The sequence below is a fragment of the Actimicrobium sp. CCC2.4 genome (assembly GCF_034347385.1).
In the GTDB taxonomy this organism is placed as follows: domain Bacteria; phylum Pseudomonadota; class Gammaproteobacteria; order Burkholderiales; family Burkholderiaceae_D; genus Actimicrobium.
In genome coordinates this window covers 2,158,945-2,182,171 of record NZ_CP133777.1, presented here as the reverse complement: position 1 = coordinate 2,182,171, position 23,227 = coordinate 2,158,945, and the positions used below count along the sequence as shown (strand labels likewise).

General features: G+C 58.0%; 24 protein-coding genes. 3 read left to right on the top strand and 21 right to left on the bottom strand.

From position 1 onward, the window contains the following. Positions 1-231: 231 nt before the first annotated feature. The 13 genes from RHM62_RS10220 to RHM62_RS10160 form a co-directional block, all read right to left on the bottom strand. A complete protein-coding gene (locus tag RHM62_RS10220; RefSeq protein ID WP_322122011.1) occupies positions 232-432 on the bottom strand; it encodes a YjfB family protein in 201 nt (66 codons plus the stop codon). Between the two features lie 155 nt (positions 433-587). Next, complete coding sequence (locus RHM62_RS10215; protein ID WP_322122010.1) at positions 588-2,666, bottom strand: 3-hydroxyacyl-CoA dehydrogenase NAD-binding domain-containing protein; 2,079 nt, start codon at positions 2,664-2,666, stop codon at positions 588-590. Positions 2,667-2,745: 79 nt separating this feature from the next. Then, a complete protein-coding gene (locus RHM62_RS10210; RefSeq protein WP_322122009.1) occupies positions 2,746-3,054 on the bottom strand; it encodes a hypothetical protein in 309 nt (102 codons plus the stop codon). Positions 3,055-3,149: 95 nt separating this feature from the next. Beyond that, positions 3,150-4,877, bottom strand: coding sequence for a secretin N-terminal domain-containing protein (locus tag RHM62_RS10205; protein WP_322122008.1), 1,728 nt, complete (start codon positions 4,875-4,877; stop codon positions 3,150-3,152). Further along, entirely contained in the window at positions 4,877-5,254 is a 378-nt protein-coding gene (locus RHM62_RS10200; protein WP_322122007.1) for a hypothetical protein, read from the bottom strand. Before RHM62_RS10200 ends, RHM62_RS10205 begins: the two co-directional genes overlap by 1 nt. After that, on the bottom strand, positions 5,248-5,970 hold the full coding sequence (locus RHM62_RS10195) for a hypothetical protein (RefSeq protein ID WP_322122006.1): 723 nt from the start codon (positions 5,968-5,970) through the stop codon (positions 5,248-5,250). Before RHM62_RS10195 ends, RHM62_RS10200 begins: the two co-directional genes overlap by 7 nt. Continuing rightward, positions 5,967-6,644, bottom strand: a complete 678-nt coding sequence (locus RHM62_RS10190) for a PilN domain-containing protein (protein WP_322122005.1) — start codon at positions 6,642-6,644, stop codon at positions 5,967-5,969. Before RHM62_RS10190 ends, RHM62_RS10195 begins: the two co-directional genes overlap by 4 nt. Then, complete coding sequence (pilM, locus tag RHM62_RS10185) at positions 6,644-7,603, bottom strand: agglutinin biogenesis protein MshI (protein WP_322122004.1); 960 nt, start codon at positions 7,601-7,603, stop codon at positions 6,644-6,646. Before pilM ends, RHM62_RS10190 begins: the two co-directional genes overlap by 1 nt. 91 nt (positions 7,604-7,694) lie before the next feature. Further along, a complete protein-coding gene (locus RHM62_RS10180; protein WP_322122003.1) occupies positions 7,695-8,147 on the bottom strand; it encodes a pilus assembly PilX N-terminal domain-containing protein in 453 nt (150 codons plus the stop codon). Next, entirely contained in the window at positions 8,137-8,958 is an 822-nt protein-coding gene (locus RHM62_RS10175; RefSeq protein ID WP_322122002.1) for a type II secretion system protein, read from the bottom strand. The genes RHM62_RS10180 and RHM62_RS10175 overlap by 11 nt, the downstream gene beginning before the upstream one ends. Beyond that, positions 8,958-9,539, bottom strand: a complete 582-nt coding sequence (locus RHM62_RS10170) for a prepilin-type N-terminal cleavage/methylation domain-containing protein (protein ID WP_322122001.1) — start codon at positions 9,537-9,539, stop codon at positions 8,958-8,960. The genes RHM62_RS10175 and RHM62_RS10170 overlap by 1 nt, the downstream gene beginning before the upstream one ends. Continuing rightward, positions 9,529-10,032: a prepilin-type N-terminal cleavage/methylation domain-containing protein gene (locus RHM62_RS10165; protein WP_322122000.1), complete on the bottom strand. Its 504-nt coding sequence runs from the start codon at positions 10,030-10,032 to the stop codon at positions 9,529-9,531. The genes RHM62_RS10170 and RHM62_RS10165 overlap by 11 nt, the downstream gene beginning before the upstream one ends. Next, positions 10,013-10,459 (bottom strand): type II secretion system protein, encoded by a 447-nt coding sequence (locus RHM62_RS10160; RefSeq protein WP_322121999.1) that lies wholly within the window; start codon positions 10,457-10,459, stop codon positions 10,013-10,015. Before RHM62_RS10160 ends, RHM62_RS10165 begins: the two co-directional genes overlap by 20 nt. Positions 10,460-10,874: 415 nt before the next feature. Between RHM62_RS10160 and RHM62_RS10155 the strand changes: the two genes are divergently transcribed. Then, positions 10,875-12,578, top strand: coding sequence for a GspE/PulE family protein (locus RHM62_RS10155; RefSeq protein WP_322121998.1), 1,704 nt, complete (start codon positions 10,875-10,877; stop codon positions 12,576-12,578). Continuing rightward, positions 12,575-13,810 (top strand): type II secretion system F family protein, encoded by a 1,236-nt coding sequence (locus tag RHM62_RS10150; protein ID WP_322121997.1) that lies wholly within the window; start codon positions 12,575-12,577, stop codon positions 13,808-13,810. The genes RHM62_RS10155 and RHM62_RS10150 overlap by 4 nt, the downstream gene beginning before the upstream one ends. A 15-nt stretch (positions 13,811-13,825) precedes the next feature. Here RHM62_RS10150 and RHM62_RS10145 read toward each other — a convergent pair whose 3' ends face one another. Continuing rightward, positions 13,826-16,273 (bottom strand): ice-binding family protein, encoded by a 2,448-nt coding sequence (locus tag RHM62_RS10145; protein WP_322121996.1) that lies wholly within the window; start codon positions 16,271-16,273, stop codon positions 13,826-13,828. A gap of 171 nt (positions 16,274-16,444) precedes the next feature. Between RHM62_RS10145 and RHM62_RS10140 the strand changes: the two genes are divergently transcribed. Next, a complete protein-coding gene (locus tag RHM62_RS10140) occupies positions 16,445-18,052 on the top strand; it encodes an NAD(P)/FAD-dependent oxidoreductase (RefSeq protein ID WP_322121995.1) in 1,608 nt (535 codons plus the stop codon). Positions 18,053-18,071: 19 nt separating this feature from the next. On the opposite strand, the gene RHM62_RS10135 is transcribed toward RHM62_RS10140, so the two are convergent. From RHM62_RS10135 to mltG, 7 genes are read right to left on the bottom strand one after another with little or no spacing between them, the layout of a single operon-like run. After that, positions 18,072-18,728, bottom strand: coding sequence for an ankyrin repeat domain-containing protein (locus tag RHM62_RS10135; protein ID WP_322121994.1), 657 nt, complete (start codon positions 18,726-18,728; stop codon positions 18,072-18,074). Continuing rightward, positions 18,725-19,504, bottom strand: coding sequence for a TatD family hydrolase (locus RHM62_RS10130; protein WP_322121993.1), 780 nt, complete (start codon positions 19,502-19,504; stop codon positions 18,725-18,727). The genes RHM62_RS10135 and RHM62_RS10130 overlap by 4 nt, the downstream gene beginning before the upstream one ends. Before the next feature lie 29 nt (positions 19,505-19,533). Then, positions 19,534-20,034, bottom strand: coding sequence for an N-acetyltransferase family protein (locus RHM62_RS10125; protein WP_322121992.1), 501 nt, complete (start codon positions 20,032-20,034; stop codon positions 19,534-19,536). A gap of 27 nt (positions 20,035-20,061) precedes the next feature. Next, positions 20,062-20,439, bottom strand: coding sequence for a PilZ domain-containing protein (locus RHM62_RS10120; protein WP_322121991.1), 378 nt, complete (start codon positions 20,437-20,439; stop codon positions 20,062-20,064). Positions 20,440-20,451: 12 nt separating this feature from the next. Further along, on the bottom strand, positions 20,452-21,492 hold the full coding sequence (locus RHM62_RS10115; protein ID WP_322121990.1) for a DNA polymerase III subunit delta': 1,041 nt from the start codon (positions 21,490-21,492) through the stop codon (positions 20,452-20,454). A gap of 54 nt (positions 21,493-21,546) precedes the next feature. Continuing rightward, on the bottom strand, positions 21,547-22,164 hold the full coding sequence (tmk, locus tag RHM62_RS10110) for a dTMP kinase (protein WP_322121989.1): 618 nt from the start codon (positions 22,162-22,164) through the stop codon (positions 21,547-21,549). A 10-nt stretch (positions 22,165-22,174) separates the two neighbouring features. Beyond that, positions 22,175-23,164, bottom strand: a complete 990-nt coding sequence (mltG, locus tag RHM62_RS10105) for an endolytic transglycosylase MltG (protein WP_416172250.1) — start codon at positions 23,162-23,164, stop codon at positions 22,175-22,177. Positions 23,165-23,227 lie beyond the last annotated feature (63 nt).

Sequence of the window (23,227 nt, the reverse complement as noted above, 5' to 3'; positions counted from 1 at the left end):
CGGCGTGTCAGCGACCTCACCAGCCGTGACGATGGCTTGATCGAGGACAGAGACGTTGGCGGATTAACACCCGAACCGGAAGCCGGTGTGTAGAAGCTTGACGACTGGCGCGACGGGGGTGATTGATGCAACGGGTACAGGCTGTACCGCCTACGGACATCAGACATTCCGGGTGAAAATCCACCGTCGGTTCAGCCGCAAACCAGTCGCAGACATCGCCCCGCCCCGAAGTCAGGCAGTGGTATTGATTGTGCGACCCAGATTGGACGGCAAACTGCTGGTAGTGGGTACAGCAGGCAGGGCGTCAAGCAAGGCGCTGGCGGTGGATTTTTCGCTATCCAGTGCTTTTTTCAGGACGGCAATACCGATGGCTTGATCGGTTTTTGCCGAGGACAAATTGGTGGACAAACTGCCTATGGAACTGGCGTTCATGAAGCTCTCCGGTTGACTGATGAATGTCTTGTTATCGGCACGCCGCCGCGCCGACTTTAGCTGGGAACCGGGTAAATGTTCAGTCTTTTCCAATGGCCGTGCTGCAATAAAAAAGCCTCGCAATCGCGAGGCTTTTTTTATTGGTCAGAAGCGCATCAGTTGAAGGTCTTGCCTTCGGCCGCCAGTTTCACCAGCAGCGGCGCAGGCTTCCATGCATCGCCATGCCGCCCCTTGGCCAGTTTCTCCATCGCCATCAGCACGTTCGGCAAACCAACCGTATCGGCATAGAACATCGGACCACCACGGAAAACCGGGAAGCCATATCCGGTCAGATAGACCATATCGATGTCCGAGGCCCGCATCGCGATGCCTTCTTCGAGAATATGTGCCGCCTCATTGACCAGCGAATACACCAGCCGCTCGATGATTTCCTGATCGCTGATCTTGCGGCGCTCGACACCGATATCGGCTGAGTGCTGGATGATCATGTCGTTGACGAGCGACGAGGCATACGCCTTGCGATCGCCGGCCTTGTAGTCGTACCAGCCGGCACCGGTTTTCTGACCGTAGCGACCGAGTTCGCACAACAGGTCGGCGGTTTTCGAATAGGTGATTTCTGGCTTTTCGAGGTAACGCCGCTTGCGGATATACCAGCCGATATCGTTGCCGGCCAGGTCGCCCATACGGAACGGTCCCATCGCAAAGCCGAACTTCTCGACGGCCTTATCAACTTGCTCCGGCAACGCACCCTCTTCAATCAGGAATCCGGCCTGACGACTGTATTGCTCGATCATCCGGTTACCGATGAAGCCGTCGCAGACACCCGACACGACACCGGTTTTCTTGATCTTTTTCGATAACGCCAGCGTGGTCGCCAGCACATCCTTGGCAGTGGCCTTGCCGCGCACGATTTCGAGCAGCTTCATCACGTTGGCCGGACTGAAAAAGTGGGTGCCGATAACGTCTTGCGGGCGCTTCGTGAACGAAGCGATCTGGTCGACATCCAGCGTTGAGGTGTTCGAGGCCAGAATCGCGCCTTGTTTCATGACTTCATCGAGCTTGCGGAAGACGGTTTCCTTGACGCCCATGTCTTCGAAGACGGCTTCGACGACGATATCGGCCTGGCCGATATCGGCGTAGTTCAGCGTGCCGCTGATCATGCCGACGCGCTGATCAAATTTCTCTTGCGTCAGCTTGCCCTTCTTCATCGTGTTTTCGTAATTCTTGCGGATCGTCGCGATGCCCTTGTCGAGCGCTTCCTGCTTGGTTTCCAGCAGCATCACCGGGATGCCGGCATTGACGAAGTTCATCGCAATCCCGCCGCCCATCGTGCCGGCCCCGATCACGGCGGCCGACTTGATAGCGCGCACCGGCGTATCGGCCGGCACATCCGGAATCTTGCTGGCAGCACGTTCACCAAAGAACGCATGACGCAGCGCTTTTGATTCGGTGGTCTGGACCAGTTCGATGAACAGGTCGCGCTCGAACTTGATGCCATCGTCGAACTTCATCGTCACCGATGCGGCAACGGCTTCGACACATTTCAGCGGTGCCGGATACGGACCCGACATGGCCTTGACGGTATTGCGGGAGAACTGCAGGAAGGCTTCGTAGTTCGGATAATCAACCTTGATGTCGCGCACTTTCGGCAGCGGCCGGACCTCAGCGATGCCGGCGGCAAATGCCAGTGCACCTGCCATCAGATCACCCTCGATCAACTGGCTGAACAACGCGGTTTTCGCGAGTTTCTCGGAGGCGACCGGCGTGCCGGACACGATCATGTTCAGCGCCAGTTCCAGGCCAACCACGCGCGGCAGGCGCTGTGTGCCACCGGCACCAGGCAAAATCCCGAGCTTGACTTCCGGCAGCGCAATTTGCGCACCCGGACTCGCCACGCGGTAGTGACAACCCAGCGCCAGTTCCAGCCCGCCGCCCATGCACACGCTATGGATGACCGCGATGACCGGCTTGCCGGCCGACTCGACTACATTGATCAGGGTGTGCAGCGACGGTTCTGCGAACGCGCTCGGGGAATTGAATTCCTTGATATCGGCACCGCCGGAGAAGGCCTTGCCGGCGCCGGTGAGGATGATGGCCTTGACCGCCGCATCCGCGAGTGCCTTGCGCACGCCCTCGACCACGGCGGTACGGGTCGACAGCCCCAGTCCGTTGACCGGTCGATTATCGAGGGTAATGATGGCAACTGCGCCATTGACCTGGTATTGAGCTGTCATGTCTCTTCCTTGTAGTTGGGTATCGTTGGGGCAATCCTGGCAGGAATACCGGAATGCTTGCTCCTACAGCCTGTCTTTTTCAACTTGCACTATACCCTGAAAAGAACGGTCGTCTTATTTTTTGACCAAGGAATTTTTTGTTTGCCGGATCGCTGGCCGCATCGACCACCTTGCTCAGACAATATCGCTCTTTGAATGCCTCGTCGGCGACCATCTTCGACAACGGCCACCTGTTCAGTTCTGCCAGCATGGACGTCAATACGCCAGGTGTCGTCGTGTCGGGAGGTGGCCGCGTGTGCTTCTTAAAATCCGACTGACTGAAACCGGCTGTCCAATCAAGGCCGGCGACAGATGACGCAATCACCTGCCCGGGAGCATCCTCAGCCATCGATCGCTGTTGCCAGTAGCAAGTTCGACGAGTGTCAAGGCACCCTTGCATCCGCTCTGGCCGGCATATTTTTTCGTCTTGACGGACTGCGTGACTCAGTTTGAAAGCGGACGCACGCGTGGTGCCAATTCCTCGACACGACGCTGGCTGTCGAGCATGTCCTGCGCCCAATCGCTATTGCTTTGAATGACAGTCGGTCGAATCAAAATGACCAGTTCACGCTTTTGCGCGATCCGCGCCGTACTACGAAACAAGTTACCCAACACGGGCACATCGCCAGCACCGGGCACCTGGGAGTTATCCGAGGTGGACGACTGCCGCATCAGGCCACCGATCGCGATGACCCGTCCATCCTGCCCGCGCACCACGCTATCGGTTTCCGAAATCGCACTCGAAGCCAGCGGCAGACTCAACGTGCCGTTATTGGCCCCGAGGTTGACGATCTTATCGACCGTCGTCACCTTGCTCACGGACGGATGAACGTGCAGCGTAATGTTGCCGCTATCGTCGATTTGCGGCGTCACATCGAGCGATACGCCAGAAAAGAACGGTTGGACTTCGACCGTTGTCGTCGCACCGGTAGTGACATTGCCTGCGCTCAGGCCAGGCGTAGTGGTCAGGCGTGTCACGAAAAATTCATCGGTGCCGACTTTCAGCACGGCTTTCTGGTTGTTCAGCGTCGCGATGCGCGGGCTCGACAACACATGCACGGTGCCCTGCGATTCAAGGAAAGAAATCAATGCAGAAAAATTACTGGTCTGAAATGCCAGCCCGAACAACGAGCCCGCCGCGGTGCCGGCTGCCGACAATGCGCTGCCACTGATCGCCGTCAGCGCATTATTGCCGCCAGTGGTCATGCTGGCCGGCGCGGCGCCATTTTGTGGTGCCGGATTGAGCGTTGATCCCGGCGCGACAAACCCCACCGTTCCGCGCCGGTTGCTGCTGCCCGGTGCGGCAAAAGCTGCCCAGTTAATGCCTGACTGAAAACTATCATTGAGTTCAACTTCCATGATCTTCGCTTCAAGGATGACCTGTCGGTCGACCGACAACTGCGTCGCTTTCAGGAAGGCAGCGACATTGCGTAACTCATCGGACATCGCGCGGATCACGACTACCCCGGATTGCGCACTGATGACCACGCTGCGTCCCTCCTTGCCGCCAATGATGGCCTCGAGCGATGCCTTCAATTCGGCCCAGAAATCATTGTTTGATGAAGTGCTGATCTTGCTACTGTCGATGCCATGCGACGACGCTCGTTGTTGCGGCAGAAAATTACTGCTGGCCTGTCCGCTTCCATTGGAGGTCACATCACTGACCGAACCTGAGGTCACCCGGATGTCGGACGATCCCTTGCGATTGCTGTTGAGATAGTTCACCTGAAAAATACTGGTTTGCAAGCTCAGCGGTCTGACATAAATCCGGTTACCTTCGATTTTGTAGTCGTAACCATAAATTTCCCGCACCGAATCCATCACTTCAACAAGCGTCACCTCCTTGAGATGGGCAGAGATCGTGCCAGTCACACCCGGATGCACCAGCATGCTGTAGCGGGTACCGGTGACAATGGCGCGAAAAAATTGCTGGGCCGGTGCTTCATTGAACGACAAATTGAAGCGTTCCTCGGCAATCGCGCGTGCGACGGGAACCATAGCGGGAACCTTGGCCCGGGCCAGCGCTGCTTCATCACGTTGTGCGTACTGCGCATTCAACTCCGTGGCTTTTTTTAATTGAAAATTAATCATGTCGTAGGTATCACGCTGTGCCCCCGGTGCAGCGCAAGCGGTTAATCCGGCAATCACGAATCCGTACATTAATGTCTTCATTATTTGTGTTGCACCTGTTGAGGGATTTTCTTTATGAAGCGCGCGTTGGCAAATTGCAGCTCTTCCGGCGACAATAAAAACAACTTTTTTTCTGATGTCCTGTTTTTTAATAAAACACTGGATTGGGTAATACTGACCAATCGATATTCACCGAAAATGCCATTTAAGATAACGACTTGTCCACTAATAACAGCGATTTTCCGCGTTGCTGAAATTAATACCGATTGCAATACCGGGCTCGTAGCAGATTCTACCGACTCTGCATTCGGCACTATTCGCATCGCATCCGGCGGACGCATCGGATCGGGTAAGGATAGCGCTTGTACACCCGGAATAGCGTGCCATAAAATCATGAACAGGATGACCGACTTCACCATTTTTTATCCAGACTTAAAGTGAATAAGGTGATATGCATCGTCACTAGTGGATACACATCAACCTGCATCTTCATATTTCCCCAATAAAATCCTGTTGGATGAGATTCGAGCCTGATCAGATAATCAACCATATCCAGATAACTCCCCTGCACAACCAGCGCAACACCATGTCGATATACACCGTCTATTACCAGTGGACTATTTTTATCGGCAATCAAATTTGGAGAGACGGAGGGGCTTGCCGGATTGTTTTCTACCGTTGATTTTCCCGACATCAAATTATCGACTGCAAGTGTATTCAAGGAAACAAGTTTTAATTTTCCGTTCAACTTAACAATTCCTTGCAACCGGGATACCATATCTTCCGGCTCGATAAAGATGGTATTAAGTTTGATAAAATCAGCCCGCGACTCATCGGCTTGCAAATTAATCTGTTTTAATAATTCGCGATTCGTACTATCAGGGTCGATCGGCCCCACTGCCTTGCGAGTTTCGGTTTCTGCTAATGTCGCCGTTAGCGTTGCCTTGTGCATCTCAATTTTACGAACCAGTTCTATTTTTAGTTGCCATCGCGGGAGTAGTAATCCATATCCAATGACAGCAAGTACAAATAGTTGTACTGCACAAAAAATAAGGACTCTTTCGCGCATACTCCGATTATTTATCGATGCAGAAAAATCAATTATTCTTTTTTTAAAAATAGTTAAAAGGGTCATCGAGCGACCTCCGGGCGGATGACATCCACCACCGGCGGAACTACCGCAACCGATTGCAGTTTGAATTCGAGCACCGATGGCAAAGTTGACAAAGGTGCCTCGCTTTTCTTGATGCCTGTCGATTCCGGCAGATGCATTTCAAGTACGGAAAATTGCAGTTCCGAAAAAGCAGATTCCTGTTTCAGCCGATTGAGATACGCTGGAATTAGCTCAGGCGAGAGGGTTTTTCCTTGCAGACTGACGTCGGTGCCGGCGTGGGCAATTGTTAATCCGGTCAGCCAGATACCGCTGCCAATTTGCCTGGCCAATGCTTGCAAGATCGCCGAATAACCGGTCGTGTTATTGATTTCACTCTGATTTAATACTGCCTTAATTTTTTTCAGTGAAGCAGCGTGTGCTTCAGCATCGCGCAAGTTCTCTTGGAGCGCATTATTCTTTGTCAGCAGCATCGACGCCAAGCGTGCCTTATCCAGCTCTAGCTCAGCCATGGATAAAGCTTTTTTTTCCAATGTCAGTGCGCTTTTTATTTCACCGAGCTGATGATTCAAAAATATGACTACTGCTAATCCTGCGGTGATCGATAGCATAGTGGCTTTCAAGATCATCGCGGCCGAAAAATAAACCGTCTTTTTTTTGAATAACGGATTAATTAAATTGATTTGCTGAATCGCCATCAGGTACTCCTGATTCGTAATGCCGCACCAAGTGTCAGAAAATATTTTTGCTGAACATCAGCATCAAGTAATTCAGGCGTTGCCGAACAATCCATGATGGTGGCCATATCAAGCAACTCGACTGGTGAATTTAAATTGCGATCGAGATAAACCAGTAAATCAGCGCCGGGTTGTCCCATCGGAGCCAATACCAGTTTGGATAATTGCATCTCGTGATGCTGGCGATAAAAATGATCCAGTGAACGCTGGAGTTCCAGCGTGATTTGCTCATGCAACTGCGCTTGCTGAAACAGGTCAGCCTGTTTTAGCTGAACCAGAGTGATATCCATCCGGCGCGACAAATACAATTCACCGGCAAAAGTAATTGTCATGAGTCCACCGTCAGCATTGAGAGACAGTAATGCCAATGCCTTGCCCTCGGGTTCGAGTAAGGCAGATATATTGCGTTGGGCAGTTTCAGGAATATCGATTGCTGCTAATTCGAGAGCGGCTGTTTCAAATAATTTTTGTCGCTGCGAAATAATGCTGTTGCGGGCGACAACGACGAACATCGATGTGCTGCGTATCGGCCCGGATTTATCCAGTGGAATAGCAAGGATATCGATCGTCGCGTCTTCAGCCGGAAAATCCAGCATGTCCTTGACGATCCAGCGCATCGCTTCCTTGCGTTCATTCTGCGGCACGGCAGGCGTATCGACGGTCAGCAGTTGGTACTCCCCCGCGTTCAACAGATGCGAACAACGGTACTTTTTCAGCGGCTCGACTTGCACCATTGTTTCAAGGACGGTCAGCGAATTCCCGGTAAAAGTCTCGTGCGAGAACACGCGATCGATCACGGGATTTCCTGCCGCTGAACGGCTCACGAGCGCCACGAAAATACCGTTGGACTGCAGGCTGACCGTGGCCCGGCCTGAGGTTTTGTTGACCTTCGCATTCATTGTCTGCAACAGCCGTTGCATTGCCCTGATCATGATGCGGTCGCGGAAACAGCCTGACAAAGATGATGCATCTGTCGCCTCCTTTTCTGGTGGGTTGTGCGTGAATCTGTCATCAGTTGACGCATGGGATACCGTCCAGCAGACATGTCTCGATCGCCGCCGCAAGTTGCCGCTCGACATACGTGGTTGTGCCGGCCACGCCGAACGTCGCTGTCGACGTGATCTGATAAATCGTGATTGCGCGAGTCCCCTCTTCGTACGTCCGCGCAGCGCACTGCACCAGGACCGACAATCCGGCCAGCGTGATGCCCGGTAAATCCAGCGTGCTCGAGGTGGCACAACGGGTGTTCTGCAACACTTGGTAAGCGCTCCATTCGAACCCGGCGCGCGCCGCCTGATACGCCCGCGCTCCTTGCAGATCCTGAGTCGATGTCACGTTTTGGACGCCCGATAGCGTCACGATGAACACGCCGAGTCCTGACAAGACCACCAACAAAAAAATGGCAGAGATGAGAGCGAAGCCGCGTCCGGACGGAACCGCTGGCGCAGGACGGTCAGGGCGCATTGCTGACATGCACCTGATAAGCGAGACGCGTGGTTTCATCCTGACTGGTCAGCGCCAGTTGCAATGTGACCAGACCGCTGCGCTCAGTCACCCCTGGCGCATAGCCGAAATAGCAGGCGCTGACTTGCGTGGCCAGCAGCGCACTTTGCCCGTCCGTCGGCGGATCGGGCTGCGCCGGTTGGATGCCGTAGCCCCAGTACCGCATCAGCACACCGTCGCGACAGCGATAAGTTACTGCCGTATCGACAACCTGAAAACGATGGCCGGGCGAATCGAACGGAAACCGGGTATCGGTCGCCAGTGTGATATGGCTGACCAGTCCGGACGGCCCGGTATAGGCCTTACGCACATGCGGCAGGGCGGAGATCGTCGTTTCATAGGCATCCGCACCGGGCACGCCAAGGTTATAAACCACAATCTGGTCACCGCTGGTCATCTCGAGCGGTGCACCGAGCACATCGAAACTCAGATCCACATTATTAAAATCAAGGACGTCACCGTTACCTGCCCGATCTGTCTCGCTGCGATACCGGCCGCCGGCGCGGGTATGCAGAAATTCCAGCGACTGGCCATCCGCCGACACGCGCACGCTATTGGGCAACGCCAGCCGGACATCACGGCCGATGCGCTGCAACGCGGTGTCTAGCGTATCGGTGACCGTCACCCGGCGTGAGACATCGAAATAACTTTGTACCGGCGTGCGCAAAAAAATGGCCACAACCCCCGCCACGATGGCCGTGATGGTCAGCACCATGACCGCCTCGATTAAGGTGAATCCGTACTGGTGCCGCTGGAAGTTGAACGGCTTCATCAATAACCGTTCGGTGCGTAGCGGGTACGGATGCCTTCGAGGCTCACCGTGCTCTGGTCCGGACTGGTCACCGTCACGCTGATCAGCACAGCGGCAGCCGACGGGATGCCCGCCGAACTGCCGCTTGCCGCCAGAGCGGTCCCGGCCACCACAATACGAGCGGCATAACCCGCCAGACCGACCGGCGTATTGGTGATGTCGCGTATCCCGCCGGTGGCATCGTTCATCACGAAGCCGTCGTAATCGCTTACCCGGTTGAATGGCGCGCTGGCGCTGTAGCGGGTTTTCGTTACGGCAGCGACGGTACACGCGGCAATCGAGGTTGCAGTGGCCGCAGCCGGATCGGAGGGATCGCAGTAAAGGAAAGATTGCAATTGCACTTCGGCCAGCAGGGATTCGGCCAACGCCAGCGCCTGCTTGCGCATCACTGGATCGGCGCTGGCGCGGGTGGCCAGATTGATGACCGACAGGATCCCGGCCAGGCCGATACCGACGATAACCAGAAACAGGATGAGTTCAACGAGCGTGATACCGCGCTGATGGTTGCGTCGCGACGCCAGATGGAAAGGATTAGTGCGCATAACCGGTTTCAGCCTCCACCGTGATGCCGTCGGCAACACCACTAACCTGGATGCTATGGCCGATATTCGGTGCAGGACGGCCCAATGCATCGAATCGCAAGGCACCCGGAAGCACCGAAAACTCAATGCCGGAGGGTGCCACGACGGCATAGTCAGACTTGCCGTCGGGCGACGCCAGCGCGTCGCCAGGACAAACCGCGAGCGTGGTTTGAGTGAGGATGATCCGGTCGATCGCATAGTCAACGCAGACCGTGCGGTGCTGCGCGATCGCGGTTTTTTGTGCATAACGCAGCGAAGCCAGCACCTGATCAGCAAAGCCGCGCGCCGACAAGCTCGTGTTATCCATCAATCGCGGTCCGACGACCGCCGACAAAATGCCGGTAATGACGAGCACCAGGATCAATTCCAGCAAAGTAAAGCCGCGGGAATGTCCGGTGTTCATCAGGCCGGCGACCATCCTGTCGGTCGTCTTGTCAGCAACCGGACGAATCAAGCACGTAGGTGGGTCCGGTTATCGGAATCGCGTACGTGACGAGGCAGGAAGCAGGTGTGGTCGCATGCGCATGACCGATCGTTGTTGCCGCCACAGTGAAATCCGACGCCGGCGACAAATCCATTACTGTCGCCAATACGGCGGCAGTCGATGCATAACCGTAAATGGTGGACACGGTGGCGCCATTGATCGTGACCGTACCGGTCGCACCGAGCTGATTATTGGCAGCTGCCTTGGCATACACCATCGTGTTGGCAGCACGCATCGAACCTTGTGCCGCCTTGATGACGCCGGCACGGGCATCCGAGCCAAGATCGACAAATTTTGGCAAGGCGACAGCCGCCAGGATACCCAGAATTACGACGACCATGACCAGTTCAATCAGGGTAAAACCGGCGTGTTGGTGCTGCTGGCGTGGATGGTTCATTTTTTTTCCAATATCTGTAAAGGCAAATCGGGCAGGTGCCGGTCACCGCATTGACCGGGTACGGCTGCGCTGAGCGAAAATTTTTGGCCGGTGCTGAGGAACGCGATGACAGCGTCATTTCAAAGCCGGCAAGCAACAAGGCAACTAGTTGCCACCGCGAAGCATACGCTAACGCATAAAATAATTAACGAATTTGTTTTATTTTAGTAACAACGAATAAATAACAAATAGTATCTTGATTTTTAAATAATATTTAAATAATTCGATATAAATACTTATGTCGTTATAATTAAAGGCATTAATTTAAACCAACACGTAATGGAACTTGATCCGCGCGTGTCCAAGCTTGCAGGCTGGCGAACCTGACCGGCTGTTATTGCACACCCCTGTGCCGCTGTAACGGGAGCCCACCACCATGTACTCGCTTGAAAAAATTCGATTGGGCGAAATCCTGACCAAGCAGAACCTGCTCACCAGTGAACAGTTAAAGTTATCGCTCAATGAGCAACAGCTGACCGGTGTGAAGCTAGGCCGCATCCTGATCAATCGCGGCTTTGTGACCGAAGAAATTCTTTCCGGGGCGCTGGCGCGGCAACTCAATATTCCGCACATCCGGCTCAAGCGCTACAACATCAAACCGCAAACCGTCTTCCGCTTGCCGGAAATGCAGGCCCGCCGTTTTCGCGCGATTGCACTGGAGGAGCACGGCGGTACGCTGCTCATCGGCATGGCCAACCCGACCGACCTGTTTGCCTACGACGAGATCAAGCGCTTCCTCAAATGCGAAATCAAATTGGCGGTCGTCGATGAAACCGAACTGCTGCACACCATCGACAGCCTGTATCGCCGCACCGATGAAATCTCCGGGCTGGCGCGCGAACTCGAACAGGAATTGACCGATAGCGCGGTTGATTTCGGCGCACTCAGCGTACTGCCCGGCACCGAAGATGCGCCGGTCGTGAAGTTGCTGCAGTCGGTGTTCAATGACGCCGCGCAAGTCGGTGCCTCCGACATCCACATCGAACCGCAGGAGCGCGGCGTGCACATCCGCTTCCGGATCGATGGCGTATTGCATTTACAAACGAAAGCAGACATCAAGATTGCCGCCTCGCTGGCGTTGCGCCTGAAGCTCGTGGCCAACCTCGATATCGCCGAAAAACGCCTGCCGCAAGATGGCCGTTTTACGATTCAGGTCAAGCAGAAGCAGATCGACATCCGGCTTTCCAGCATGCCGACGCAGTACGGCGAATCGGTCGTCATGCGACTGCTGCACCAGCATGGCGGCGTCCTGAGCCTGGACAAGATCGGCATGCCGGCCACTATCCTGGACCGCTTTCGCGTCATCATGCAGCGGCCGAATGGACTGGTACTGGTGACCGGTCCGACCGGCAGCGGCAAGACCACGACGTTGTACGCTGCCCTGACCGAGTTAAATACCACCGAGAAAAAGCTGATCACGGTAGAAGATCCCATCGAATACCGCTTGTCCGGGGTCAATCAGGTCCAGGTCAACGACAAGATTGATCTGGACTTTGCCAAGGTCTTGCGGGCGGCATTACGCCAGGATCCGGACGTCGTTCTGGTAGGTGAAATCCGCGATCAGGAAACTGCGCAAATCGGCATGCGCGCCGCCATGACCGGCCATCTTGTGCTCTCGACCTTGCATACGAACAATGCGATCAGCACACCGATGCGCTTGCTTGACATGGGCGTGCCCGGTTACGTGGTCGCCAGTTCGCTGCAGGCAGTGGTTGCCCAGCGGCTGGTCCGGCTGATTTGCGAAAGCTGTACCGAAGCGGCCGAACTGCATGCCAGCGAACGCGTCTGGCTCGAGGATGAACTGGGCGACTTGGTCGATGCACACCGCTACATGCAAGGGCGCGGTTGCCCGCAGTGCAACGGGACGGGCTTTCACGGTCGCACCGGCGTCTATGAAATGCTCGACATGACGCCGGAAGTCATCGCGGCAACCCACCGCGCCGATCCCGCCGAATTCAAACGCGCCGCACAGTTGCAAATGGCCGGTGCCACACTGCGCCGCCATGCCGTGAGCCTGGTTATTAGCGGCAAGACCACGGTCAGCGAGGCCATACGCATCAGCAACCAGCTTGACGAATGACGCCGCGTTCGTTCGACTACAAGGCCCGTGACGCCCGCGGCCAGTACAGCAGCGGCGTGCTCGACGGAGCCGATGCCGGCGCGGTCGCCGGCCAGCTCGCCAGCGCCGGCCTGATCCCGGTCAGCATTACGCTGGCCGCGCGCAACCGGCGCGGCGACCCATCCGGCTGGTGGGCCCGTCTGACCGCTGAAAAAGTCAAGCCCATCGACATCCAGCTATTCAGCCGGCAGCTCTACACATTGCTCAAGGCCGGTGTACCGATCCTGCGCAGTCTCACCAGCCTGCAGGAGTCAGCGATTAACAAGACCTTCCGGCAAGTCTTGCAGGATATCCGCAACTCGCTCGACGGAGGCCGCGAACTGTCGGCAGCGATGCAACGGCATCCGCTCCTGTTTTCCGGTTTTTACCTGAGCATGGTGCGGGTCGGTGAAATGACCGGACGACTCGAAGAAGTTTTCCTGCGCCTGTACGACCATCTGGAATTTGAACGCGATATGCGCCAGCGGATGCAAGCCGCGCTGCGCTATCCGTCCTTCGTCGCGCTGGCCATGGGGCTGGCGCTGATCACGATCAATCTGTTCGTGATCCCGGTCTTTGCGAACGTCTATGCCGGTTTCCGTGCCGAACTTCCGCTGATGACGCGGATGCTGATCGGCGTGTCCACGTTCATGGTCAATTATTGGCTGTTGATCCTGATTGGTCTCGCGGCGACGACTTTCGCATTAAGAATGGCTTTTTCAACGACCCGTGGGCGCTATCTGTGGGACAAGTACACGCTGCGTTTGCCTGTCATCGGCAACATCCTGCTTAAGGGGACGCTGGCCCGTTTTGCCCGTAGCCTGGCCCTGTCCAACCAGAGTGGCGTGCCCATTGTGCAAGGACTGGGCGTCGTCGCGCTCACAGTCGACAACAGCTATGTCGCCGGCAATATCGACCGGATGCGCGAAGGCGTGGAGCGCGGCGACAGCATTCTGCGCTCGGCGAGCGCGACCGGTGTTTTTACGCCCGTGGTGCTGCAGATGATTGCGATCGGCGAAGAGACCGGCGAACTTGACGCGCTACTTAATGAAATCGCCGGCATGTACGAACGCGATCTGCAAGACGAGCTAAAAACGCTATCGGCGCAGATCGAACCGCTCCTGATCGTCGCGCTGGGAGTCATGGTGCTGGTGCTGGCACTCGGGATTTTTCTGCCGATCTGGGACCTGAGCCGGGTCGCGCTCAGAAAATAAGCCGCGCCGCCCCGGTCAGTACAATTCGCGCAGATAAATGGTTGGCCCGGCCTTGTACGTGCCCACACGCAGCCTTGCCATCGTCGACGGCAGCCACGCCACCGAGGTGATGCGCAAGTCCGCACTACCGGTATTGCCGGGGCCGGTGGCGGCCAGGGCGAAGCGAGTCGCACCGCCTGCCAGGACAAACGAGAGTGGCGTAGCAACCAGGCTCACCGTCGCCTTGCAGGCGGTGCCGGTCCGCAGGCTGCCGGTGCAATTGTCCAGCGTGACATCACTGCGCAAAAAGCGACTGGCGTTGTCGGTAACACTGTCAGCAAAGTAACGTCCGTTCCAGTACTGCGCCTTGGCATTGACTGGCAAGGCAAGCAATTCGGAACCAAAATTATTCACCAGCAGCAGACGGCCGCTGGCGACCATGACACCACCTTCGACCGGACCAGTGCCAAGCGCCGAACTGACGCCGTCGCTGTCGAGCGCACGCAGATAGATGGCCGTTGGTGCCGACAAGCTCGCCGTGGTCGGATTGGTCGCCGAAAACACCGCAGAAAAGCGGTAAGCCTGGCTCGATAAGTCCGCCGCCCCCAGCAAAAAATTATTTGCCAGCAATGCTGTCTGGCGCAACGCACCTGCCGACGGTGCAGCCGGCGGGTTCTGCAGCACGTTGCTACCGGGCGCGTCCCAGGCCGATAGCGTCACCGCGCGCGCCAGCGCATCCCGGTAGTTGGTCGTGATGCTACCGGTGAGGCTGCGCGCTTGCACCGTCATGCCAAATGCCTGACCGGCGTAGACGAACCCTGCGCCCGGACAGGACAGTCCCGCCGGACACGGCATCGGTACGCCGGCATTAACCAGGGTATCGAAGTGATCGGGGATAAAGCGCCCGATTTGCTCACTTGTGCCGGTCACGGGCAGGTTGCCGGTGGCCCCGCGACCGCCCAAATAACCTTGCGCATTGGCCAGGCTCGCATTCAGCGTGATGATGCCGACTTCGGACCATGTCAGATTGGCGGCCGTGGCGACACCCGCATTAAATCGACCGGGGCCTCCAGATAGCGGCGGTGCCGCACCGCCTGCCGGAACGCTCAGGCCGGGTGCCAGCAGAATCGTTTCCGGGATTATTTCCTGACCAAAACCTGGTGTCGGATTACCACTGCGGTTGACCGCAGTCATCGTCGCAGAAAACGGGTTACCTGCTTTCAGAAACACCGGACCATCCGCACTGCCCGCCACCGGATTCGTCAGTCCCGGAGACGCCGTTTGTCGAATCTGACTGAAAACAATGCCCGCCGGCGCTGCCACGAAAGAACCCGAACCCGAGATCACCGCGCCGCCCACACTGAAGCTGGCATCCAGTCTGACCTGCCCCGCATCGGCGTACAGCAGCGTCGTATGTCCGACCCCGGCCGCATCGAACGTAACGGGTACCTCGACACCGCTGGACGAGCAGCTCGACGTGGCGTTGGCAGATAGAGCGACATTGCCATTGAGTCTGACCGGCAGCGACCCGCCAACCGGATTGAGATACGCACAGGCAAACCGGAGTCGCGCCACCAGGCCGACCAGTGCGGGAGTGCAACCCGGACTGTTATCGGATTTCCTGATAGTGATGATGTCGACGGTCTGACTGGTTTCGGCCACATGATCCGGAATCTTCATCAGCAGCGCCGTCTCGCCGGCACTGAGCGTGCAATTACCACTACCCTGCGCGGGGGTTAGCGGTCCGCCTGCATCGGGTACCACCAAGCCGCCATTGAAGCCGTGACTGCCCACTCCGCTCGTGCCGGCGCAGGTCGTTGCGTTGACCAGCACATTGATCATCGTCACGGCCCCCGAATACGCCAGTGCCCGGCCACAAACGATCGCCGCACCGCCGTTGAGGGTCACGCTTGCCGACGCCATGATATTGCCGGCGAAGATAGTGTTGTTGTCGATGGTTGCCGAACTGCCGACCACCCAGTAGATGCCGGCACCCGCCCCGGTGTTAATGACATTGACCACGGCCCCGGGTGAGGTGATGAGCGTGCTCGGCATCTGAAACACCCAATACGCATTCGGGTTACCGCCGCCGTCCAGTGTCAGCACTTGCGACAAATTACTGGCCAGCGCTGCGACGGTGTACACGCCGGGGGCCAGTGTCAGGCCATTGAGGTTACCGGCAAGCTGTGTGCCGCTGCCCAGCTTGGCCAGATTGGCCATCGCGGCACCCAGTTGCGCATGAGCGGTGGCTGCGACTGGCCCGCCGGGATAAATCGTGCCGCTGTAAGTACCCGGTCCAAAGCCGGTGATCGCCGTGCCGGGACTGACACCGAGGTTACCTGCCAGCGTCGTCAGCCCGGTACTGGTCACCGTCGAAGCACCGAGTACCGCAAAATCACTGAGCTCGGTACCGAAGAGCGGCGCGGCAGCGACTGGTGAACGCATTCCTAAAAATACACAAAGCAGTATAAATAATTTTTTCATGATTTTCATTGCCGAAATTTAACAGAAATAGCAATGGCCGACTGCATAAAATGCGGCGAGACGGACTGCCCGCTTGGTTGCCGGCACCGCCCTGTGCCCGTCACCTGCGGTAAAATACGGTCCCGAATTCCCGTACGCCGTCCTGGCGAACACCTACGAAGACCCTGCCCCATGCTGCGACTGAACGAAATCCAACTCCCGCTCGACCATCCCGAGACCGCCCTGCAAGATGCCGTGCTGGCGCGACTGGGCATTGCCGCCTCAGAGTTGATCCGTATCAGCGTCTTCAAACGCAGCTACGACGCCCGCAAGAAAAACGCCATCCTGATGATTTATTCGCTGGATGTGGAAGTCTGCGACGAAGAAGCCGTGCTACAGCGCGTCGGCGGCAACCGGCTCGTGATGCCGGCTCCCGACACCAGCTACCATTTTGTTGCCACCGCACCGGCGCACTTGCGCTCGCGCCCGCTGGTCATCGGCACCGGTCCGTGCGGTTTGTTCGCCGGCTTGATCCTGGCGCAGATGGGCTTCAAGCCGATCATCCTCGAGCGCGGCAAGTCGGTCCGCGAGCGCACCAAGGACACCTTCGCCTTGTGGCGCAAGCGCGAACTGCATCCGGAATCCAACGTGCAATTCGGTGAAGGCGGTGCCGGGACTTTTTCGGATGGCAAGCTGTATAGCCAGATCAAGGATTCAAAACATTTCGGTCGCAAGGTTCTGATGGAATTCGTCAAGGCCGGCGCGCCACCGGAAATCGTCTTCGTCAGCAAGCCCCACATCGGTACCTTCCGGCTGGTCAAGATGGTCGAAGAGATGCGCGCCACGATCGAAGGTCTGGGCGGTGAATTCCGTTTCGAGAGCCGGGTCGACGACTTGCTCATCGAAAATGGCCAGATGCGCGGTCTGACACTGTCCGACGGCACCACGCTGCTCAGTGACCACGTCGTGCTGGCCATCGGCCACAGCGCCCGCGACACCTTCGAAATGCTGGATCGCTGCGGTGTCTACATTGAAGCCAAGGCATTTTCGGTGGGCTTCCGGATCGAGCATCCGCAATCGGTGATCGACCGCAGCCGGCTCGGCCCGAATGCCGGCCATCCGGTGCTGGGCGCGGCTGATTACAAGCTGGTGCATCACGCCAGCAACGGGCGCTCGGTGTACAGCTTTTGCATGTGCCCGGGTGGCACCGTGGTGGCGGCGGCGTCCGAACCGGGCCGGGTCGTCACCAACGGCATGAGCCAGTATTCGCGCAACGAGCGCAACGCCAACAGCGGCATCGTGGTCGGCATTACGCCGGCCGATTATCCGGGCGGACCTTTGGCCGGACTGGAATTCCAGCGGCACTGGGAATCGCAAGCTTACGAGCTGGGTGGTCGCAATTACAGTGCGCCTGGCCAGCTGGTTGGCGACTTCATTGCCGACCGTCCCTCGGTGGCATTGGGCACAGTGACACCGTCCTACACGCCAGGCGTGCAGTTGGGCGACCTCAATACCGCGTTGCCTCGTTATGCGATCGATGCGATCCGCGAAGCCCTGCCCGAGTTCGACAAGCAGATTCACGGCTTCGCGATGCAGGATGCGGTGCTGACCGGCGTCGAGACCCGCACCTCGTCACCGATCCGCATCAAGCGCAATGACCATGATTGCCAGAGTACCAACACGATCGGTTTGTTTCCGGCCGGTGAAGGCGCTGGGTATGCCGGCGGTATCCTGTCGGCAGCAGTCGATGGGATCAAGGTCGCCGAGGCGGTGGCACTGAGTATCATGGCGCGACAGTAAGCATGGCCAGGGCGGCGCTTTACCGCTTTGTAGCCTGCCTGATCCGCCAGTCGAGCCCCTCGGCGATATCGGCGTGCTCGAATTTTCTGGCGAGATCAATGGCCGTCATGCCGGCATCATTTTTGAGCGTCGCATCGGCCCCCGCATCGAGCAGCAACTTGACGGTGAGGATATGACCGCCGCGCGCCGCCATCATGATCGGCGTGGTCTTGTTCGGTGACTCGGCATCGATGTAGGCATACCGGTCCAGCAGCAATTGCACGATGTCATTGGCCCCCATGGTGGCGGCATAGTGCAACGCGGTCCAGCCGGGGCGATTGACTTCGGCCTTGCGGTCCAGCAGCGCTTGCACCGAAGCGATGCTTCCCTTGTACGCCGCGGTCATCAATGCGGTGTCGCCATTGCGCGCGCGGGCTTCGAGATCCACACCGGGGGCGTTCATTAGGACATCGGCAACCCGCACACTGTCGCTGCGCAAGGCCAGCATCAGGCCGGTCTCGCCACGGTCGGGGTCGATCGTATTTGGATCAAAACCCCGCTGCAGCAACTGCCGTATCTTGCTGGCATTGTCATTGCGCACTGCGAAAAAAAACTCCTCGTACGAGCCGGCCGCAGCCGGCAACACCGCCGCTGCCAGCAACAAGCCAAGCAACTGCCGCCGACGCCGCAGACTCATCGCGCCATCCCGAACAGCTTGAAAAAATTATCGGTGGTCTGTTGCGCGACGCGTTCGACCGGCACGCCTTTGAGGCTCGCAATGAACTCAGCCACATGGCGCACCAGCCCCGGCTCGTTCATCTTGCCGCGATGCGGCATCGGAGCCAGATACGGCGAATCGGTCTCGATCAGCATGTTTTCCAGCGGCACCGCCAACGCGACCGCCTGCAATTCTTTCGCGCTCTTGAAGGTCACGATGCCGGAAAACGAGATATAAAAACCCATTGCGATGGCCGCTTCGGCCACGGCCAGTGATTCGGTGAAGCAGTGCATGACACCGCCGGCCCCACCCGCATTGGTGCCGGCACCCTCCTCCTGCATGATGCGGATGGTGTCTTCGGACGAGGCACGGGTGTGGATGATGAGTGGCTTGCCGGTCGCGCGTGAGGCGCGGATGTGGACGCGGAAGCGTTCGCGCTGCCATTCCAGGTCACCGGTCAGCCGGAAGTAATCCAGTCCGGTTTCACCGATGGCGACGATCTTCGGATGATCCGACAACGCCACGAGCTGCGCGACGCTAGGCTCCGGCGTATCAACGTAATCGGGATGGACGCCGACCGATGCGTAAATGTGGTCATAGCGCTGCGCCAGGTCCAGCACTTGCGGAAAGTCCGGCAGGTCAACCGAGACGCACAGCGCATGCGTGACCTTGTTTTCGGCCATCTTGTCAAAAATCTCGGGCAGGCGCGCGGCGAGTTCGGGGAAATTGATATGGCAGTGGGAGTCGATATACATGCGGCGATTGTACCCGTCCTGCCGCGGCGTCAGCCGACCCGCTTGCCGAGGATGATCAAGTCGCGTTCGATCCCGTCGAGCGTGGCCACCCCGGGCATCTCGGCCCAGCGCGCAAAACCGAAACGGTCGAACAATGCCAGGCTGGCCACGTTGTGACCGAAGATAAAGCCCAGCAAGGTATGCACTGCAATGCGTGGTGCGAACGCGATCGCTTCGGTCAGCAGGTAGCGGCCCAGACCTTTGCCGCGCGCCGATTCGTCGATGTAGATCGACAGTTCGGCCGTGCCGGAATAGGCCGGCCGACCATAAAAGTTCGAATACGACAACCAGCCGATGACATGGCCGCGCGCGTCGTCGACGACCCACAGCGGGCGGCGTGCCGGATCATGTTCGGCGAACCACGCAAAGCGCGATTCGACCGTGATCGGATAGGTATCGGCGGTGACTTCGCGCGAGGCGACGGTGCTGTTGTAAATGGCGACGATGGCAGGCAGGTCGGCGATCAGGGCAAGGCGGTGGGTCAGTGACATCGTCAATCAATTCCGTGGGAGCAGAAGTTACAGGGTATGGGTGGCGCGCGACGAACCGAGTGCCGCGCCTAGCAATTCTTCGATGCGCATGCGTACGCGCATGCCGCTGTCATCGGCAGGCAGATGCACGCCTATGCCTTGTGCCTTGTTGTTGTTGGCACCAGCCGGCGTGATCCAGGCAACCTTGCCGGCAATCGGGTATTTGCTCTGGTCATCCATCAGGCTGAGGATCAGGTAAATTTCATCACCGAGCCGGTAGGTTTTATTGGTCGGCACGAAGATTCCGGCATTGGTCAGGAAGGGCATGTAGGCCGCGTACAGTGCGGATTTTTCCTTGATGGCCAATGACAGCACCGAAGGCCTGGCAATACCGGCATTGGCACTTGCTGAGAGGTGTTCTGCCATGAGCAATGCGTCCTAAGAAAAGAGATGCGAGTAATCAAGCAACATGTCCTCGATGAACAATCTGGCGGCCAGCGGATGCCGGGCAATCGCGCGACGCTCGCGAGCCTGATCGACGGCTTTCAGTAGCGCGGGCACCGCGACCCGTGCCGCCAACGCCGTCAACACATCCTGCTTCCTCGGATAATAGCGGAGTTTCCCGCTCAGCTTGACTGAAAGCAAGTCGTGCAACCAGCGTTGCAGACAGACGACCAGATCGACCACCACCGCTTTCTGCAATTTGTCCGCCGTTTTCAGCGATGCCTCGACCGAGGGGCGTGCCAGCATCGCCAGCAATTCATCCTGTGCTTCATGCGAGCCGGCCTGCGCCAGTGCCAGTGCCGCCAGTGGCGCACCGCCCTGCTCGGCCAGCCACATGTCGGCATCCCTGACCTGCTGCTGTTCCAGCCAGGCCAGCGCTACCGGCGTGGTCGGTAGCGGCAACGCCACCTGGCGACAGCGCGACAGGATGGTCGGCAGCAAGCGGTCCAGGCTGTTCGAGACCATCAGGAACACGGTATCCGGTGGCGGCTCTTCGAGCGACTTGAGCAGTGCATTGGCCGAGATCGTGTTCAGTGCTTCGGCCGGATACAGCAGCACAACGCGCTTGCCGTTGCGATGGGTCGAGAGATTCATCAGATCGGCCAGCGCGCGGATCTGGTCGATGCGGATTTCCTTCGAGGGCACCTTGCTGGCTTTGGCGGCTTTTTTGTCGTCGCCGGCATCGCCGTCGTCGGCAGTAGCAGCCGCATCGGCACCATCGAGCGCTTCGGGGCGCACGCGGCGGTAATCGGGATGCGCGTATTGCCCGAACCAGCCGCAGGACAGGCAAGTGCCACAGGCGCGACCATCATCGAGCGGGCGTTCGCACAGCAGCGACGCGGCGAACGCTTCGGCAAAATCCGTCTTGCCGATGCCGGGATTGCCGTGCAACAGGATGGCGTGCGGCAGTCGCGCGCGCATTGCGTGCAACTGCTGCCAGGCCTCCTGTTGCCACGGATAAATCATCACTGCCATACGTCGCTTGTCCGCTTGAAATACATCATTGACCGCAATCCTTCAGGTTCAGTTTCACAGGCTTGCCATGATAGCCGTCAATGCCGCGCGCACCTGCGCCATCGATTGCGTCGAGTCAACAATCCGGAAGCGCGCCGGAAATTGCGCCGCCCGGCGCAGGTATTCGCCGCGCACGCCGGCAAAAAAATCATTCTGTTCCTGCTCGAACTTATCCAGTGAGCGGGTTGCATCCAGCCGGGCCCGCGCAACATCGAGCGGCACATCGAACAGCAAGGTCAGGTCCGGCTGCAAGTGCGGATGCACCCATTGTTCGAGCTGTTCCAGCTTGGCCACCGGCAACTGCCGCCCGCCGCCCTGATAGGCAAACGTGGCGTCGGTAAAGCGATCCGAAATGACCCAGTCGCCCCGCGCCAGCGCCGGCTCGATGACCTGCGCCAGATGCTCGCGACGGCTGGCAAACATCAGCAATGCTTCGGTTTCGAGGTGCATTTTTTGATGCAGCAGGACAGTGCGCAATTGCTCGCCGAGCGGCGTGCCGCCCGGCTCGCGCGTGCTGGTCACCCGAATGCCGCGCGCGGCCAGCAGGTCCGCCACGAAACTGAGGTGACTGGATTTACCGGCACCATCGATGCCTTCGAATGTAATGAATTTGGGTTTACTGGGAGTCGACATCGGAAGGCGCCTAGCGCTGGTAACGGTTGACTGCCCGATTATGGTCGGGCAAGTTGCTGGAAAAAACACTGGTGCCATCGCCGCGCGCGACAAAATACAGCGCATCGGTGCGATCCGGCCGCAGCGCCGCATTGAGCGCATCGTTGCCCGGCAGCGAGATCGGCGACGGCGGCAAACCTGCCCGCCGGTAGGTATTGAACGGCGTATCGGCGAGCAGGTCGCGCTTGCGGATATTGCCCTGGAATTTGTCGCCCATGCCGTAGATCACCGTCGGATCGGTTTGCAGCAACATGCCGATTTTCAGGCGATTGACGAACACGCCGGCGATCATGCCGCGCTCGGTTTTCTGGCCGGTTTCTTTTTCGATGATCGAAGCCATCGTCAGCGCTTCGTAGGGGCTCTTGTACGGCAGTGACAAATCACGCTGTTCCCAGGCTTGCTGCAAGCGCTTGAGCATCGCGGCATGCGCCTGCCGGTACACCTGCAGGTCACTCGCGCCTTTGGCGAACAGATAGGTGTCCGGAAAAAACAGCCCTTCCGGAACCGCGTAGTCAGTACTGACTTTGGCCAGCAATTCCTTGTCGCTCAGCGCCACCGTGTCGTGCTTCAAGGCCGGACTGGCGGCGACCGCTTCGCGCATCTGGCGGAAGGTCCAGCCTTCGATGATGACCAGCGCTTCCTGTGCAAACTCGCCGCGTACCAGCTGGCCGACCAGCCGTTGCGGCGTGGTGCCGGGCTTGAGCGCATAGTGACCGGCCTTGATCTGACCATCCTTGCCGGTGAGCCGGACCAGCGCCTCGAACAATAACGGCTGTAGCGCAATATCCTGACTGGCAATCTGTTCGGCCACGCTGCGCAAGCCGCTGCCGGGGGCAATGGCGAACTCGACAGCGGGTTGTCCAGGTGCCAGGATCGGTTGGCTGGCCCAGTGCGCGCCACCACCGGCAGCACCCAGTGCGGCTAGCGCGAACAGCCAAAATAGCGTCTTCAAAAATTTCATTCGTTTCAGGGTTCCGACACGATCGGTAGCCCGCATCTATAATCAAGCCGGAATGATAAACGC